The organism is Asaia sp. As-1742, from assembly GCF_011753235.1.
Taxonomy (GTDB): Bacteria; Pseudomonadota; Alphaproteobacteria; order Acetobacterales; family Acetobacteraceae; genus Asaia; species Asaia bogorensis_B.
In genome coordinates this window covers 339158-354258 of the sequence record NZ_VWWA01000001.1, presented here as the reverse complement: position 1 = coordinate 354258, position 15101 = coordinate 339158, and the positions used below count along the sequence as shown (strand labels likewise).

The following is a 15101-nucleotide window of genomic DNA, read 5'->3' as shown; positions in this document are numbered from 1 at the left end:
GCCCTTACTCCGCCGCCACTGCCTGTGCGGCATGGTCTGATGTCATGCTCTCTGTGCCAGAGAGAAATTGGTGCATTTCGGCTGCTGCCTCGCGTCCGTCCCGAATGGCCCAGACCACAAGCGAGGCTCCGCGCACGATATCGCCGCCTGCGAAAACGCCCGGCACGCTTGTCTCGAAACGTCCCGGTGTGACCTTGAGCGTGCCCCATTTGGTCACGGCCAGCTCCGGCGCCTTCCAGTCGCCCGGCAGATCCTCGGGGTCGAACCCAAGCGCCTTGATCACCAGATCGGCCTCGATCACAAAGCTGCTTTCAGGCACAGCCTCGACCGACTGGCGGCCTGACGCATCGGGCAGGCTCAGCCGCATCCTGTGGGCGCGCACGCCGCTGACGGTACCATCGCCAAGGAATGCCTCGGGAGCCGCAAGCCAGGCGAAGTTCACGCCTTCTTCCTCGGCGTTTTTCACTTCCTGCACCGAGCCGGGCATATTGGCGCGGTCGCGACGGTACAGGCAGGTCACCTTTTCAGCACCCTGACGGATGGAGGTGCGCACGCAATCCATGGCCGTATCGCCACCACCGATCACAACCACATGCTTGCCCCTGGCGTGCAGCACGGCATCATCACCCGGCGTCTCATGATAACCACGACGGTTGGACGCCGTGAGGAAATCGAGCGCCTGAACCACACCGCCCAGTCCGCTGCCCGGCACGGCAACCTCACGTGAACGATAGACGCCCGTTCCCAGAAAGACCGCATCGTGTTTCTCACGAAGCGCCTCGAAAGAAAGGCCGCCCTCACCTTCTCCGATGGGGGTGGAGAGATGAAAGACAATGCCCTGTGCCTCAAGCAACTCATGACGACGGGCCAGCACGTGCTTTTCCAGCTTGAAGCTCGGGATGCCATAGACCATCAGCCCGCCGACGCGATCATGGCGGTCATAGACATGAACCTGATAGCCGAGGGCGCGCAGGCATTCTGCCGCAGCAAGCCCGGCCGGACCGGCGCCGACCACGCCGATGCTCTGTGAACGCTCGCGAGACGGCAGGCGTGGTTTGACCCAGCCCTGCTCGAAAGCCGTTTCAGTAATGAACTTCTCGACGGCACCGATCGTAACCGCCTCGAAATCCTTCTGAATGACGCAATTGCCCTCGCACAGACGATCCTGCGGGCAGATGCGCCCGCAGATTTCAGGAAAGGTGTTTGTCGCCGAAGAAAGACGATAGGCTTCTTCCAGACGGTTCTCGGCCGTCAGCTTCAGCCAGTCGGGAATGTTGTTGCCCAGGGGGCAATGGACCGAACAGAAAGGTACGCCGCATTGCGAGCAGCGGCTGGCCTGACGCTCGGCGTGATCGACTGCGAAGGCGCGATAGATTTCTCCGAAATCCTCACGGCGTTCCGCAGCGTCACGCTTCTCAGGCATCTCCTGCGGCAATGACACAAATTGCAGCATACGTTCGGCCACGACACGTTCTCCCCAAGGGCAAGCGGACGCATGACGCCCCGCTCAAAAAACATGACGGACAGGTAAGACAAGCTGACGAACCGTATAAGTAATCAATGCTTACCTATCGCCGGTCATATTGACGATTTATGGCGCAAACATACACAAATCTCGCATTATTAGGTCCGAAACGGACCTTTTATTTGCGAACCATTCTCAACACGCTGATTTGGCTCAAATATTCCGGCGCCACATCATACACGCTCCGGGGAACGACTCCGAGGGTTTCGAGGGTCTCAGCCCCGGATGACACGATATTGTCCTGCGAAAGCATCTCAAGCTGATCCCGCGTCAGCAGCTTGCCCGGCAAAGCCTCCATCACACTGGCCTGTATCTGGGCAACACGCTCCGGCACCGTCAGCAGTCGGGGTGTGCGCCCCACGGACTGCGCCACGAAGGCCATGATCTCAGCCATGGTGAGACGATCGGGACCGCCAAGCTCGAACAGCCTTCCGCCCAGACCGCTTTCCGTCAGGGCGAGAGCGGCAGCCTTCGCAACATCCTCGACATAGACGGGCTGAAGGCGGGTCTCGGGAAAGTAGACAGGCAGGACAGGCAGGACTTTTGCCATGAGGCCAAACATACGCAGGAAGCTGTCCTGCGGACCGAACACAACACTTGGGCGCAGGATTGTCGCCTCGGGGAAGGTGGCTTTGACCCTGCGCTCGCCCTCCGCCTTGCTACGCCCGTAGCGCGAAGGCGAATCAGGCGCAGCACCGATGGCCGAAACCTGAACGAATCGCTCCACACCAGCAGCACGCGCCTCTTCAGCCACGCGTTCCGGTGCCTCGGCGTTCATGCGCTGAAAAGTCGCCCCGCCCTTCTCTGTCAGAATCGAGACCAGATTGATGGCCGCCCCGGCACCCTGCAGGGCTGCACGCACCGACGCACGATCCGTCACCGAGGCATAAACAGGCAAGACCGTTCCGGGCGGTGATTCGGCGACGAGAGAGCCCGCCTTGTGCGGCGCACGTGAGGCCACGCGGACATGATGCCCCTTCCCGACAAGCTGGCGCACGAGTGAGCGCCCGATGAAGCCATTGCCGCCGAATAAGGTGATGACCGGGTTTTCCATAAAAAAATCCTCTTTTTTCAACGGGGGGTGTTGACGCCCCCCACATCCACCGGTAAACGCCACCTCACCGAACGGGATGCCGAAAAAAACGGCGCCCCGGACAGCCTCTGAGCCCAGATGGCGGAATTGGTAGACGCGCAGGTTTCAGGTACCTGTGTCCGCAAGGACGTGGAAGTTCGAGTCTTCTTCTGGGCACCATACGAAAAACGGAAAAGCCGACGAGAAATCGTCGGCTTCCGTTTTTTCTAGCCCCAGGGTTTCCCAGACATGGCCGCACCAAGCGCTTCGATCCATCTTTACGATGGTGATCTCCCCGACGATTTCGATCTGGGTCCGGTCGTCGCCGTCGATACCGAAGCCATGGGCCTCAACCCGCATCGCGACCGTCTGTGCCTCGTGCAGCTTTCTGCCGGTGATGGCGAAGCCCATCTGGTGCAGATCCGTCCGAAATCGCTGGGTGGTCGCTATGAGGACTGCCCGAATCTCAAGGCGCTCATGGCCGATGAAAGCGTGACAAAGCTCATGCATTTTGCCCGCTTCGACGTGGCACTGCTTCAGCACGCCCTCGGCATCAAGGTCGCGCCCGTGATCTGCACCAAGATTGCAGCCCGTCTTGTGCGCACCTTTACCGATCGTCATGGTCTGGCACATCTGTGCCGCGAATTGCTGGGTGTCGATCTGGCCAAGCAGCAGCAGACGTCTGACTGGGGTTCTGAAGTGCTCTCCCCCGAGCAACTGAGCTATGCCGCTTCGGATGTGCTTCATCTGCATGCGCTCTGGGCCAAGCTTGAGGCCCTGCTTATCCGCGAAGGTCGGCGCGAGCTCGCCCAGGCCTGCTACGACTTCCTGCCGGCACGTGGGCAGCTCGATATCCTCGGCTATGAAGAGCCCGATATCTTCTCGCATCGCGCCTGAGCCTCGCCGTACTTGCCCTCCTTTCCCGCTCCGGTCAGTGCGGAATTTGCAAGGCGTGTCATAGAAACGCCTTGCTTGGGATGGCAGGGTAATTGACCTGAGGCCAGCAAAGCGGGAAGAGGACGCATGACCGAGCTTTCACGTTCCAGCTCCGCTTTGATTGCCGATTCCGATAGTACCCGGCGTGCGGCACTCGACAGCGCCCAGGCCACCCTTGCCGCGGAAGCCGCAGGGCTGACCGCGTTGCAATCTGCTATCGCCGTGCCTGAGATCATGGGCAACAGCTTCACCGAGGCCGTTGCCTGCATCGCCGCCGCTGAAGGGCGCGTTGTCGTCTCCGGTATCGGCAAATCCGGCCATATCGGCCGAAAAATCCAGGCAACGCTCGCCTCGACCGGCACCTCAGCCATATTTGTCCACCCCGCAGAGGCAGCTCATGGTGACCTCGGGATGATCGAGGCGCGCGATGTCATGCTGCTGCTCTCGCAGTCCGGCGAGACAGCGGAGCTTGCGGCACTTCTCGAACATGCCGCGCGCCATGCCATCACCATCATCGGCATGACGTCATCGCCAGCTTCTACACTTGCGCGCTCCAGCAGCGTTGTCCTGTGCCTGCCGCGCAGCAAGGAAGCCTGCCCGATGGGCCTGGCGCCAACAACAAGTACCATCATGCAGCTTGCGCTGGGGGATGCCCTTGCGGTCGCCCTGCTGGAACGCCGCGGCTTCACCGCCAATGATTTCAGCGCCTTCCACCCCGGAGGCTCTCTCGGTGCGCTGCTCAGACCCGTGCGCAGGCTGATGCACGAAGGCGCCGCCATGCCCCTGGGCACAGCCGACATGCCACTTTCGGTCGTCATCATTGAGATGACACGCAAGGCGTTCGGATGTATTGGCATCGTCGATGCTGACGGCATTCTGATTGGCCTCATCAGTGACGGCGATTTGCGCCCCGCACTCATGCGCAATCTCGATAGCACCACCGCAGGCGAAATCATGAACCGTGCGCCGATCACCACTCACGGCGATGTTCTGGCCCAGGAGGTTATTCATTTGATGACCGCAGGGCGCAAGGCCATCAACAGTCTGTTTGTGCTCGATGAGGCTCAGCGACCGGTGGGCATCATTCATCTTCACGATCTGCTCCGCACAGGCATCGCATGACGGAGACAACCGACCAGCAGAACCGCAAGCCGCCGCAACGCGAGGATTTTGCACGCGATGCGGCAAAGCTTGCCGCCCTGCGCGAGGCCATGCGTGAACAGGGGCAGTCCCGCCAGCGCAATATCCCGACATCGTCGGACCTCGCCTCGCGCCGCCGCCTGCTCGACACGGCAAAATGGGCGCTTCCGCTCACGGCCGCTGTTCTTCTCGGCTCGATCGCTGTCTGGCCGGAAATTGCGCGCTGGCTCAGCGCCAACCGCGCCGTCATGCAGGAAATGGCGCAGATGCGGGTCGAGAGCGGCAATCTCGAAGGGGCTATCTATCGCGGCCTTGATGCCCATAACCGCCCCTATATGATCACGGCGCGCGTCGCCCACCAGAACGGCCCCGATCGTGTCGATCTGGTCGATCCGGTGGCTGATACGCATATGGCAGGTGGTGGCTGGGCCGAAATCAAGGCGGACAAGGGCGTTTACATGCAGCATGAGCAAACGCTCAATCTGACCGACCATGTCGTGCTTTACAGGGACGACGGGACGCTGCTGAACGGCCTGACCGCGGATATCGACCTTCACCGCAGCGTAATCGCGTCGAATGACTGGGTCCATGCCGAGGGGCCATTTGGCATACTCGACGCCCAGGGCTATTTTATCGACCAGCACGCCAATCTTCTGCAATTCGTGGGGCCGCAGCGTGTCATACGCAATGATGACCGTCAGGATGCCATGCCCTCGCTCACCTCACCTGCCCGCACCTTATCCACCCAGAAGGCCCCATGATGCGCCGCCTTATCCCCGCCATGACCCTGGGTTCACTCCTGATGGGCCTTCCCCTTACCGGCGTCTCGCTTGAGGCCCTCCTTTGCCCGCAGGCCCATGCCCAGGCGCTCGACATGTCGCATGGTGAGCAGGTCAATATCAGCTCCGCTGGTCCGCAAACCTATGATCACGATGCCCAGACGGTCACTTTCGTCGATCAGGCGCGCGCTGTTCGTGGCGACGTGACGATTGATGCGGATCAGCTCATCGGTTTTCTGCGCAAGAAGGCGCCCGATCCCAACGCCCCCAAGCCGCAGGACGATTCAGCACAGCAGGACGGCGAGAAAAAGCCTGGCGATGATGGCGCCATGGGCGGATCGATGGAGCTCTATCGCATGGAGGCCATCGGGCACGTTCATATCTATACCAGCACCGATCAAGCCTGGGGCGACAAGGCGCTTTACGACATCGATCAGGGCGTGCTTGTCATGACAGGCAAGGCACTCAAGCTGACCACGCCTCAGGATGTCATGACCGCGCGCGACGTGATGGAATATCACAGCCAGACCCGTATGTCGGTCGGTCGTGGCGATGCCACCGTAACCACCAATGACGGCAAGCGCATCAAGGCTGATGTGCTGGTGGCGTTCAGCAAGCCGGATTCCACGCCTCCCGCGGGCACGACACCTGCCCCTGCGCCCGCACCGGGTGGCGATGGCAACGCTCGCAGCTCGAAGCTCGATCGCGCCTATGCCTGGGGCCATGTCATGCTGCGCACCCCCAATGAAACCGCGACAGGCGACAGGGGCGTGTATGTGTTCGACACGCAGATGGCGCGGCTTATCGGGCATGTGCACGTGACGAGCGGCCAGAACCAGAATAACGGCGCTTCGGCCATCGTGAACATGAAGACGGGCGTTGCCATCATGAACCCCGCACCCGGCCAGCGTATCGAAGGTCTGGTCATCCCCAACGAAGCTGGCAGCAGCAAGCCCGGAGACGCGCATTGATGAGCGACAACGAGACCGTCATCCTGCAGCAGATCCACGATGACCCCACCGTGCAGACAGGGCTGATCGCGCACGGCATCGGCAAAAGCTACAAGAAGCGTCAGGTGGTCCGAAACGTCTCGATCCAGGTGCAGCGTGGCGAGGCCGTGGGTCTGCTGGGGCCGAATGGTGCTGGCAAGACGACAAGCTTCTATATGATCGTGGGTCTGGTTCAGCCTGACACAGGAACCATCACCCTCGATGGCGCCGATATCACCCAGCTGCCTATGTATCGTCGTGCGCGGCTCGGTATCGGCTATCTCCCGCAGGAAGCCAGCATTTTCCGCGGCCTCAATGTCGAGCAGAACATTCTTGCGGCGCTGGAAGTGGTCGAGCCCGATTACGACCGCCGCCAGACCATGCTGGATGGGCTGCTGGCCGAGTTCGGTATCTCGCATCTGCGTCATTCGCCCTCTCTGGCCCTGTCAGGCGGCGAACGACGCCGTCTTGAAATTGCCCGCGCCCTCGCCAGCCAGCCCAACTACATTCTGCTTGATGAACCTCTGGCCGGTATCGACCCGATTGCGGTGGGCGAAATCCGCGATCTGGTGTCCCACCTCAAGGACCGTGGCATTGGTGTGCTGATTACCGATCATAACGTTCGCGAAACCCTTGAGGTCATCGACCGGGCCTATATCATGCATTCGGGTCAGGTGCTGATGGAAGGCATCCCCGAGGAGATCGTGGCCAATGAGGACGTACGACGCGTCTATCTGGGAGAAAATTTCTCCCTCTGAGTCCTGATGGCGCGCCTCACGCTTCAGGCGCGTCAGACCGCTGGTCTTGTCATGACCGCGGAGCTGCAACAGGCAATCGGCCTGTTGCAGCTTTCGAACCATGAATTGCTGGCCGAACTCTCTCTTCTGGCCGAAGCCAATCCGCTCCTGCTTGTCAGCCCCCCTGCGGGAGAAGCCGGCAGCACGGAACCCGACACGATGACCCACCCGGACTGGCGGGATGGCGATCTGCCGGGCGATCTTATGCCTGATGACAGTGACTGGCGCGATGCCGCCTCCTGGGATGATGACCCCGTCCTACGTCATGGCGTGTACGACAGTGACGAACCGACCAGCCATGAGCCATCGGCCCCTGCGCCGACACGCCTTGAGCAGTTTATCTGGCAGATCAACAAGGCCTTTACGCAGCCAGCCGTGCGTCATATCGCCCTGACCCTGCTCGACGCGATGGATGAATCGGGACGCCTCGATACTGCCATACCCGATCTGGCCGCGCTTACCGGCGTATCGATGGAAAGCATCGAGCAGGTGCGCAGTATCATGCTGCTTTTCGAGCCAGCCGGATGTTTCGCTACGTCATTGGCCGAATGCCTCGCCGCCCAATTCAAGGCAAGGAATCGCCTCGATCCTGCAGTTACCACGCTATTGGGTCATCTCGATTGGCTCGCCCGAGGCGAACATGAACGTCTGCAAAAAGCATGTGGCCTCGACAGCCAGGACTATGCCGAGCTGCTGCAGGAACTACGCGGTTGCGATCCCAGACCCGGCGCAGGGTTCGATCCCCCGCCCCCCGAGCCCGCGCCGGATCTGTTCATTCATCTTGTCGAGGGAGAGCCTGTTGTCGTGCTCAACGAGGCCACATGGCCGGGGCTGACAATTGATGAGCGCCTGTATCGGCGGTTACAGACCGCTGATCGCGAAGCCCGTGGCTGGGCCCAGGAAAAGAAGCAGGAAGCGCAAAAACTGTTACGCGCTGTCGAGCAACGTGCGCGCTCGCTCCTGCTGATCTGCACCGCAATCGCGCGTCATCAGATCCAGTTCCTGCATGACGGTATCGACGCCCTGCGCCCTCTGACCCTGGCCCGTATTGCCGAGGTGACGGGACTACATGAAAGCACCGTCAGTCGCGTCACAGCGACACGCATGATCGGCACGCCGCATGGCGTGGTTCCTTTGCGGCGGTTCTTTTCCACCGGCCTGGGCGATGAATCGGACCAGACGAGTGCCGAGGCGGTGAAAAACCGGATCAGGCAATTCGTCTCAGCCGAGACTGCTGATTCGATCCTGTCCGATGAGGCGATTACCCTGATGCTCCAGCAAGGCGGCATCGCCATCCAGCGACGCACAGTCGCCAAGTATCGCGAAGCCCTTGGCATTGCAGGCTCGGCGCAGAGGCGCCGGGATTTTCGCATGAGAGCCCGAATGGCCTCGTAATGCATTGCTCGCACCCTCATGCCGCGTCGCTTGGCGCAAGCATAGGGTAACCGAACGGGATGGCCGCTCAGATGGCGGCGATAGCCGTGATCTCTACAGACCATGCCGGATCGACGAGGCGCGTCTCGACGGTCGCCCGTGCCGGTTTATGGTCATGGTCGAGCCAGGCATCCCAGGCGCGATTCATCGCATCAATCTCGGTGATATCGGTCAGATAGACCTGCACCGAGAGAAGCTTGGTCTTGTCCGTGCCTGCCTCGGTCAGGAGTACATCGATCTGACGCAGGATATCGGCAGTCTGGCCTTCGGTATCGAGCGATGCGTCATCTGCAACCTGCCCTGCCAGATAGAGTGTATTACCATGACGCACCGCCCCGCTCAGGCGGTGTTCCTCGGCGTAACGCTGGATGGTGTCAGGCGTGGTTGTCATGGTCAGTGTACCCAGGCCGGAATCATTTCATGGTCGACAATGGCTTCGAAGGCGCTCGAACGGTCCTCTGCCAGCGCCATCGGGGTGCCATCCGCCGCATGGATCGCAAAGGCAGCTTCGCCCTCGTAAACCACGGGTTTGACATAGGCGACATGGCTCATCCCGAACGCCTTCAAATCGTCATGCGACATGCGGCGCAGATCGGCAACCGGGGCGGGTGCGTCATTTCCGGCATCATCGCGCGTGTTTTTTCTCATCGCTTTTCTCTCTTTTCAGCCCAATACCATGACGGTACCGGGCTGGTCATCTCGCCAGTTGCCCGAATAAGGCCCTGATCGTCCTCAATCGTCGTCAAGATCGCGTATGGCGCGAGTGCGACGGGGTTTGGGCATTTCGATATGGGTGGCACGCGTCACACCCGTCTCGCGACGCCCGGCGCTGATCTCGATGCGCTTGACTCGCACTTCGGGCTGGGGGCGGAACAGATCGATGTAGAGCAGGCCGTTATCGAGCCAGGCTTCGCCAATCTCGATGTTTTCGGCCAGAACAAACGCCTTTTGAAACTGACGTGCGGCAATGCCACGATGCAGGAACACGCGGCCCTGACTGTCGTCAGTCTGACGCCCTCGAATAACCAGCTGGTTATCTTCCTGCGTGATATGCAAATCGTCCATCACGAACCCGGCGACGGCCAGTGTGATACGCAGGGTGGTCTGGTTCAGCTGCTCGATATTATAGGGGGGATAGCCATCAGAGGCTGTTTTCGAGGCCCGTTCGAGCATCTGCTCCAGATGATCGAAACCGAGAAACATGGGTGACGTAAACAGACGGCCTGACATGCAGCCTCCTCCATGAGCGAGACGGTAACAGGATCCAGCCCTAGGTTGCGGCGCCGGATCACTTTCCCGATATGGTCATGTTTGGTGCGTGGTGCAAGCAAGAGCCCTTGCAGGAATTGCTGTTCTTTGAGGTTTATGCCCCGTTTAGAACTGGTTTTCCGGCACCTGACCGATTACATCCGCTCCATCATGACAGCGCTCTCCTTCCTCCCGGACATCGAGTCCATTACGCCCACGCCCATCCTTGTTGCGCCGCAGCCCGTGCTGCGGGCGGTCGCCCGTGAGGTCACGGCTGACGACATGGCTCTCGTCAAGTCCCACCTGCCGGGCATGTTCTCTGCCATGTACAAGGCGCCGGGTATCGGCCTTGCTGCCCCGCAGATCGGTCTGGGCCTGCGTTTTGCGCTCGTTGATGTGGCCGATGAGGGCGAGCGCAACCCGATGGTGCTCATCAACCCCGAAATCATAGAAGAATCCGAGCAGCTCGCCGCCCGCGAGGAAGGCTGCCTCTCTCTGCCCAACCAGTATGCAGAGGTCATCCGCCCCCTGAGCGTGCGGATGCGCTATCGTAATCTCGAGGGTGAAGTGATCGAGATGGAGGCCGATGACCTGCTGGCCACCTGCCTTCAGCACGAAATCGACCATCTCGACGGTATCCTGTTTGTCGACCACCTTTCCAAGCTCAAGCGCAACATGATCATGCGCCGCCTCGCCAAGGAACAGAAGGGCCGCTGAAACCATGCGTCTGGTGTTTATGGGCACGCCTGATTTCTCGGTGCCGGTTCTCAAGGCGCTGATCGCCGCCGGGCATGAGGTGGTGCAGGTCTATACCCAGCCCCCGCGTCCGGCCGGGCGCGGCAAGGCGCTGCGTCCCTCACCCGTTCAGAGCGCAGCCGAGGCCGAGGGCATCGCCGTGCGCTCCCCCGTCAGGATCCGGCAAAACGAGGAGGAACTCGCTTTTTTCGAGTCCCTCCAGGCCGATTGCGCCATTGTGGTCGCCTATGGGCTGATCCTGCCCCAGCGTATGCTCGATGCTCCGAAACTGGGCTGTCTCAATATCCATGCAAGCCTGCTGCCGCGCTGGCGGGGTGCCTCGCCCATTCAGTCAGCCATCCTGGCCGGTGACCGCCGCTCGGGTGTGTCGATCATGCAGATGGATGCAGGGCTGGACACCGGCGATGTGCTGGCGGAAGCCGCAGTGGATCTGTCCCTCACCGAAACTGCCTCGACACTGCATGATCGCCTCAGCTTTCTGGGTGCGGAACTGCTGCTCGAGACGCTGCGCCGTCCCTTTGCCCCGGTTCCGCAGCCTGAAGAGGGCGTGACCTACGCCGAGAAACTCACCCGCGAGACAGGCCGCATCGACTGGAACCAGCCTGCGACGATCATCGACCGCCAGATACGCGGTCTGACGCCCTGGCCGGGTGCCTTCACTACACAGGACGGGACTGTACTCAAGATCGGTGAGGCAAACCTTGTCCCGCTCGCTGCTTCAAGTGGGGCGAATGTCCCGGCCGGCACAGTTCTGGATGATGCGCTGACGGTACGATGCGGTGACGATGCCCTGCGGATTCTGCGGCTCCAGCGCCCCGGCAAAGCGATGATGAACGCGACCGATTATCTGCGTGGCACCCCCATGCCAAAAGGCACGTGTCTTGGGCAGTGATGAACCGGCCAGCGGATATCGCCGCTGGGCGCTAAGAATCGAATATGACGGCACGGGGCTCGTCGGCTGGCAGCGTCAGAACAACGGAGTGTCGGTGCAGGGCCTGCTGGAAGAAGCCGCATCGCGCCTGGTTGGGGACGCCCCCGTCATGACGGCCACGGCGGGGCGCACCGATGCGGGGGTGCATGCCTCTTCCATGGTGGTGCAACTCGACCTGCCGGATGACCCGCGTCTCGATGCGCGACAGATACGTGACGGCGTCAGCTTTCACCTCAAACCGAATCGCGTGGCGGTCCTGGAGGCGGCACAGGCGCGCCCGGGCTGGCATGCGCGGTTCTCCGCCATCTCGCGTCGTTATTGCTACACCATTCTCAACCGCCCTACCCGCCCGGTGATCGACCTCAATCACGTATGGCATGTACGGCGCCCCCTCGATGCCGAGGCGATGCATGAGGCAGCCCAGAGCCTGCTGGGGCGGCATGATTTCTCATCGTTCAGAGCCGCATCCTGTCAGGCGAGCAGCCCGATCCGCACGCTGGACCGACTGGATGTCACCCGCGAGGGGACGTTTGTGCGACTGGATGTGGAAGCCCGGTCCTTTTTGCATCATCAGGTGCGCAATCTGGCGGGTTCGTTGCAGCTTGTCGGTAGCGGCCAGTGGCCGGTCGCCCGTATCCGTGACGTTCTCGAGGCCTGCGACCGGCGCGTCGCTGGCCCCACGGCCCCGCCGGACGGCCTGTGCCTGATCGGTGTGGGCTACGAGCTGGACCCGTTCACCTGAGCCCAGCCCTGCGCCGCAGATCGGGCAATCACGGATGCGGCTTGGGCAGAGGGCCCATCAGTTCCTTGAGCGCGTTGTAATGCGGCGGCAGCGCAATGGCGATGAGATAGAGCGACGCCACAGCAAGGTTTACTGCAACTACGAGCAGTGCCGCTTGGCCGCCCTTGAGCCCCAGCCCGGATCTGGCCACGAACCACGAGAGCCAGAACTCATAGGCCTCGATGCCAATCATGATGACAGCCAGCGCAGGGCGTGAGGTCACGATACCGGGCATGATGATCTGCGCGATGCTCAATACCACCAGAGACAACACCATCGGCAGCCATGCTGACCACAGCAATGCCGTAGCGTAGCGCAGCCAGCCCTCCGCCTTCCCCCAGACCGAAGCCAAAGCCTGCGAAACCACGAGACGCAGTAGCAGCGCCGTGATCAGGATCAGAACCTTGGTGACCTCAGTGGCATCATATCCCTGCACGAATTGCGACAGGGCCAGAACCAGAAAAAGGGCGGCACTCGGTGCAATCGCCGATAGAAGAGCTTCAGGCGTATTGCCGAAAGACTCGATCCCTTCGGCCTTGCCCCGGCCCAGACGCACCACGCCACGAATGATCCGTGTTGCGGCACCACCAGGGGTTTCCGCCGGAGGAGTTGAACCGGGTGTCACAATCCGAAGGCCTCAAGAAAATCACGATAGATCAGGACAAGCATTTCCAGATCGGCAATCGCCACACATTCGTCTGCCTTATGCATGGTCGCACCGACAAGACCGAATTCCGCCACAGGGCAATAGGACGCTATGAACCGCGCATCAGACGTGCCGCCGCCTGTATCGAGGGCAGGCACACGCCCCGTACGACGGGCGATGACACTGGAGAGGGCTTCGACGTGCGCACCGGGCGTGGTCAGGAACGCCTCACCGCTGATGCTGGCCTCGACATGACCGGCAGGCGCATGACGCGAAACCACCTCCCTGATCCAGGCAGCCAGATCGTCCCCCTTATGGGCCGTATTGAACCGGATGTTCAGCAGCGCCGTGGCCCTGGCAGGAATGACATTGGTCGCCTGATTGCCGACATCCACACTGACAACCTGCAACGATGAGGGTGCAAAATGCGCATTGCCCTCATCCAGAACACGTCCGGTCAATTCGCTCAGTATAGGCAGCAGGCGATGCACCGGATTATCAGCGAGATGCGGATAGGCCACATGACCCTGCACACCCTCGACAGTGATCCAGGCATTGAGGCTGCCACGACGCCCGATCTTGATGACCTCACCCATCCGGGCGGGATTGGTGGGCTCGCCCAGAAGGCAGAAATCGGGACGATGCCCATGCGCCACCATCCAGGGAAGGACTTCTTTCGTGCCGTGCAGTGCCGGCCCTTCCTCGTCCCCGGTGATCAGAAAGCTGACAGACCCCTTGAGCGGGCGCTCGGCCAGCAAAGAGGCGACAGCCCCTACAAAGGCGGCGATGCCGCCCTTCATATCGGCAATACCGCGCCCGTACAGCATGCCATCAGCGTGCTGGGCACCAAACGGGTCATGCACCCAACCTGGCCCAGGCGGCACAACATCAGTGTGTCCTGCAAAGCAGAGATGCGGCCCCGATGCGCCAAGCCGTGCAAAGAGGTTGGGCGTGCGCTCACCCTCCGGGCCGCAATCGACCCGCTCGCAGGTAAAGCCCATCCCCTCAAGCGTGCGGGACAGGACATCCATAGCCCCGTCATCCGCCGGGGTTACGGAACGGCAGGCAATCAGCTGGCCCGCCAGGGTCACGGCATCGAGCGACACAATCAGTCGCGCAGCAATTCGTTGATGGAGGTCTTTGAACGCGTGCGTTCATCCACCCGCTTGACGATGACGGCGCAGGCCAGATGCGGCGCATCGGGGGTACGACCCGGCAGCGTGCCCGGCACAACGACGGAATAGGCCGGCACACGACCCATGAAGATCTCGCCGGTGGCACGATCGACAATCTTGGTGGAGGCACCAATGAACACGCCCATGGAGAGCACGGAGCCGCGCTCGACAACTACGCCTTCGGCCACTTCGGAACGCGCGCCGATAAAGCAATCATCCTCGATGATCACAGGGGCCGCCTGGAGCGGCTCAAGCACGCCGCCAATACCGGCACCGCCGCTGATATGGACGTTCTTGCCGATCTGGGCGCAGGAGCCCACGGTGGCCCAGGTGTCAACCATCGTGCCGCTATCCACACGCGCCCCGACATTGACGAAGCTTGGCATCAGCACCACGCCGGGGGCGATATAGGCCGAGCGACGTACGATGGCGCCCGGCACGGCGCGGAACCCGGCCTCTGCAAAACGGAACTGGTCCCAGCCGTCGAACTTCAGGGGCACCTTGTCAAAGCCGGGGACGCCCCCGCAGGCACGTTCGGCCACGCGGCTATCCGTAATACGGAAGGAAAGCAGCACCGCCTTCTTGAGCCACTCATGTACAACCCAGCCACCATCCGTGGGTTCGGCCACGCGCAGCTTGCCCTCATCGAGTGATGTCAGGGCCTGTTCGATCGCCTCACGCGCCTCACCTTCCGTATGGGCGTTGAGCGTGTCTCGACGCTCCCACAGGGAGTCGATCACGGTGCGCAGATCTGAAACAGGCATTATCAGCCATCCTCTAACAGGGTTACCCAAGTGAGCGGACCATGCTCAGGACGCACCCGGAAGTCAACGAATCTTCCTCAAACGAGGCATTAAGGAGTAATTAAATACCGCGACCTATAGTAGTAGTA

At 61.3% G+C, this 15101-nt stretch carries 17 protein-coding genes and 1 tRNA gene; 10 read left to right on the top strand and 8 right to left on the bottom strand.

Features of this window, described 5'->3' with window-relative positions:
• Positions 1-4: 4 nt before the first annotated feature.
• Positions 5-1465 carry an NAD(P)-dependent oxidoreductase gene (locus F3J08_RS01515; RefSeq protein ID WP_166928143.1) on the bottom strand — a complete coding sequence of 487 codons (1461 nt, stop codon included), beginning with the start codon at positions 1463-1465 and terminating at the stop codon, positions 5-7.
• Positions 1466-1643: 178 nt separating this feature from the next.
• Positions 1644-2579 (bottom strand): complex I NDUFA9 subunit family protein, encoded by a 936-nt coding sequence (locus tag F3J08_RS01510; protein WP_166928142.1) that lies wholly within the window; start codon positions 2577-2579, stop codon positions 1644-1646.
• A gap of 111 nt (positions 2580-2690) precedes the next feature.
• Between F3J08_RS01510 and F3J08_RS01505 the strand changes: the two genes are divergently transcribed.
• From F3J08_RS01505 to rpoN, 7 genes are all read left to right on the top strand, one after another.
• Positions 2691-2777 (top strand) — tRNA-Leu (locus F3J08_RS01505).
• Between the two features lie 69 nt (positions 2778-2846).
• Positions 2847-3494 (top strand): ribonuclease D, encoded by a 648-nt coding sequence (locus F3J08_RS01500; RefSeq protein ID WP_023978500.1) that lies wholly within the window; start codon positions 2847-2849, stop codon positions 3492-3494.
• Positions 3495-3620: 126 nt separating this feature from the next.
• Entirely contained in the window at positions 3621-4655 is a 1035-nt protein-coding gene (locus F3J08_RS01495; RefSeq protein WP_122039875.1) for an SIS domain-containing protein, read from the top strand.
• Positions 4652-5434 (top strand): LPS export ABC transporter periplasmic protein LptC, encoded by a 783-nt coding sequence (gene lptC / locus F3J08_RS01490; protein ID WP_166928141.1) that lies wholly within the window; start codon positions 4652-4654, stop codon positions 5432-5434. The genes F3J08_RS01495 and lptC overlap by 4 nt, the downstream gene beginning before the upstream one ends.
• The gene (locus tag F3J08_RS01485; protein ID WP_166928313.1) at positions 5434-6423 is read left to right on the top strand and encodes an LptA/OstA family protein; all 990 of its coding nucleotides are present in this window, start codon (positions 5434-5436) and stop codon (positions 6421-6423) included. Before lptC ends, F3J08_RS01485 begins: the two co-directional genes overlap by 1 nt.
• Positions 6423-7199 (top strand): LPS export ABC transporter ATP-binding protein, encoded by a 777-nt coding sequence (lptB, locus tag F3J08_RS01480; RefSeq protein ID WP_023978504.1) that lies wholly within the window; start codon positions 6423-6425, stop codon positions 7197-7199. The genes F3J08_RS01485 and lptB overlap by 1 nt, the downstream gene beginning before the upstream one ends.
• 6 nt (positions 7200-7205) lie before the next feature.
• Positions 7206-8633, top strand: a complete 1428-nt coding sequence (gene rpoN, locus F3J08_RS01475; RefSeq protein WP_166928140.1) for an RNA polymerase factor sigma-54 — start codon at positions 7206-7208, stop codon at positions 8631-8633.
• A gap of 67 nt (positions 8634-8700) precedes the next feature.
• Here rpoN and F3J08_RS01470 read toward each other — a convergent pair whose 3' ends face one another.
• The 3 genes from F3J08_RS01470 to F3J08_RS01460 form a co-directional block, all read right to left on the bottom strand.
• Positions 8701-9063 (bottom strand): RidA family protein, encoded by a 363-nt coding sequence (locus F3J08_RS01470; RefSeq protein WP_122039872.1) that lies wholly within the window; start codon positions 9061-9063, stop codon positions 8701-8703.
• 2 nt (positions 9064-9065) lie between these two features.
• Positions 9066-9320, bottom strand: a complete 255-nt coding sequence (locus F3J08_RS01465; RefSeq protein WP_035443886.1) for a DUF1150 family protein — start codon at positions 9318-9320, stop codon at positions 9066-9068.
• 84 nt (positions 9321-9404) lie between these two features.
• On the bottom strand, positions 9405-9902 hold the full coding sequence (locus F3J08_RS01460) for an Hsp20 family protein (protein WP_023978508.1): 498 nt from the start codon (positions 9900-9902) through the stop codon (positions 9405-9407).
• Positions 9903-10091: 189 nt separating this feature from the next.
• Between F3J08_RS01460 and def the strand changes: the two genes are divergently transcribed.
• Genes def through truA form a run of 3 tightly spaced genes read left to right on the top strand, consistent with a single transcriptional unit; the run spans position 10092 to position 12349 of the window.
• Positions 10092-10637, top strand: coding sequence for a peptide deformylase (gene def / locus F3J08_RS01455; protein WP_023978509.1), 546 nt, complete (start codon positions 10092-10094; stop codon positions 10635-10637).
• A gap of 4 nt (positions 10638-10641) precedes the next feature.
• Positions 10642-11568 carry a methionyl-tRNA formyltransferase gene (gene fmt / locus F3J08_RS01450; RefSeq protein WP_166928139.1) on the top strand — a complete coding sequence of 309 codons (927 nt, stop codon included), beginning with the start codon at positions 10642-10644 and terminating at the stop codon, positions 11566-11568.
• The gene (truA, locus tag F3J08_RS01445; protein ID WP_166928138.1) at positions 11558-12349 is read left to right on the top strand and encodes a tRNA pseudouridine(38-40) synthase TruA; all 792 of its coding nucleotides are present in this window, start codon (positions 11558-11560) and stop codon (positions 12347-12349) included. Before fmt ends, truA begins: the two co-directional genes overlap by 11 nt.
• A gap of 28 nt (positions 12350-12377) precedes the next feature.
• Here the strand turns inward: truA and F3J08_RS01440 are convergent, their stop codons facing one another.
• From F3J08_RS01440 to dapD, 3 genes are read right to left on the bottom strand one after another with little or no spacing between them, the layout of a single operon-like run.
• Positions 12378-13013 (bottom strand): hypothetical protein, encoded by a 636-nt coding sequence (locus F3J08_RS01440; RefSeq protein WP_166928137.1) that lies wholly within the window; start codon positions 13011-13013, stop codon positions 12378-12380.
• On the bottom strand, positions 13010-14140 hold the full coding sequence (gene dapE / locus F3J08_RS01435) for a succinyl-diaminopimelate desuccinylase (RefSeq protein ID WP_370458642.1): 1131 nt from the start codon (positions 14138-14140) through the stop codon (positions 13010-13012). Before dapE ends, F3J08_RS01440 begins: the two co-directional genes overlap by 4 nt.
• Before the next feature lie 2 nt (positions 14141-14142).
• Entirely contained in the window at positions 14143-14973 is an 831-nt protein-coding gene (gene dapD, locus F3J08_RS01430; protein ID WP_023978513.1) for a 2,3,4,5-tetrahydropyridine-2,6-dicarboxylate N-succinyltransferase, read from the bottom strand.
• Positions 14974-15101 lie beyond the last annotated feature (128 nt).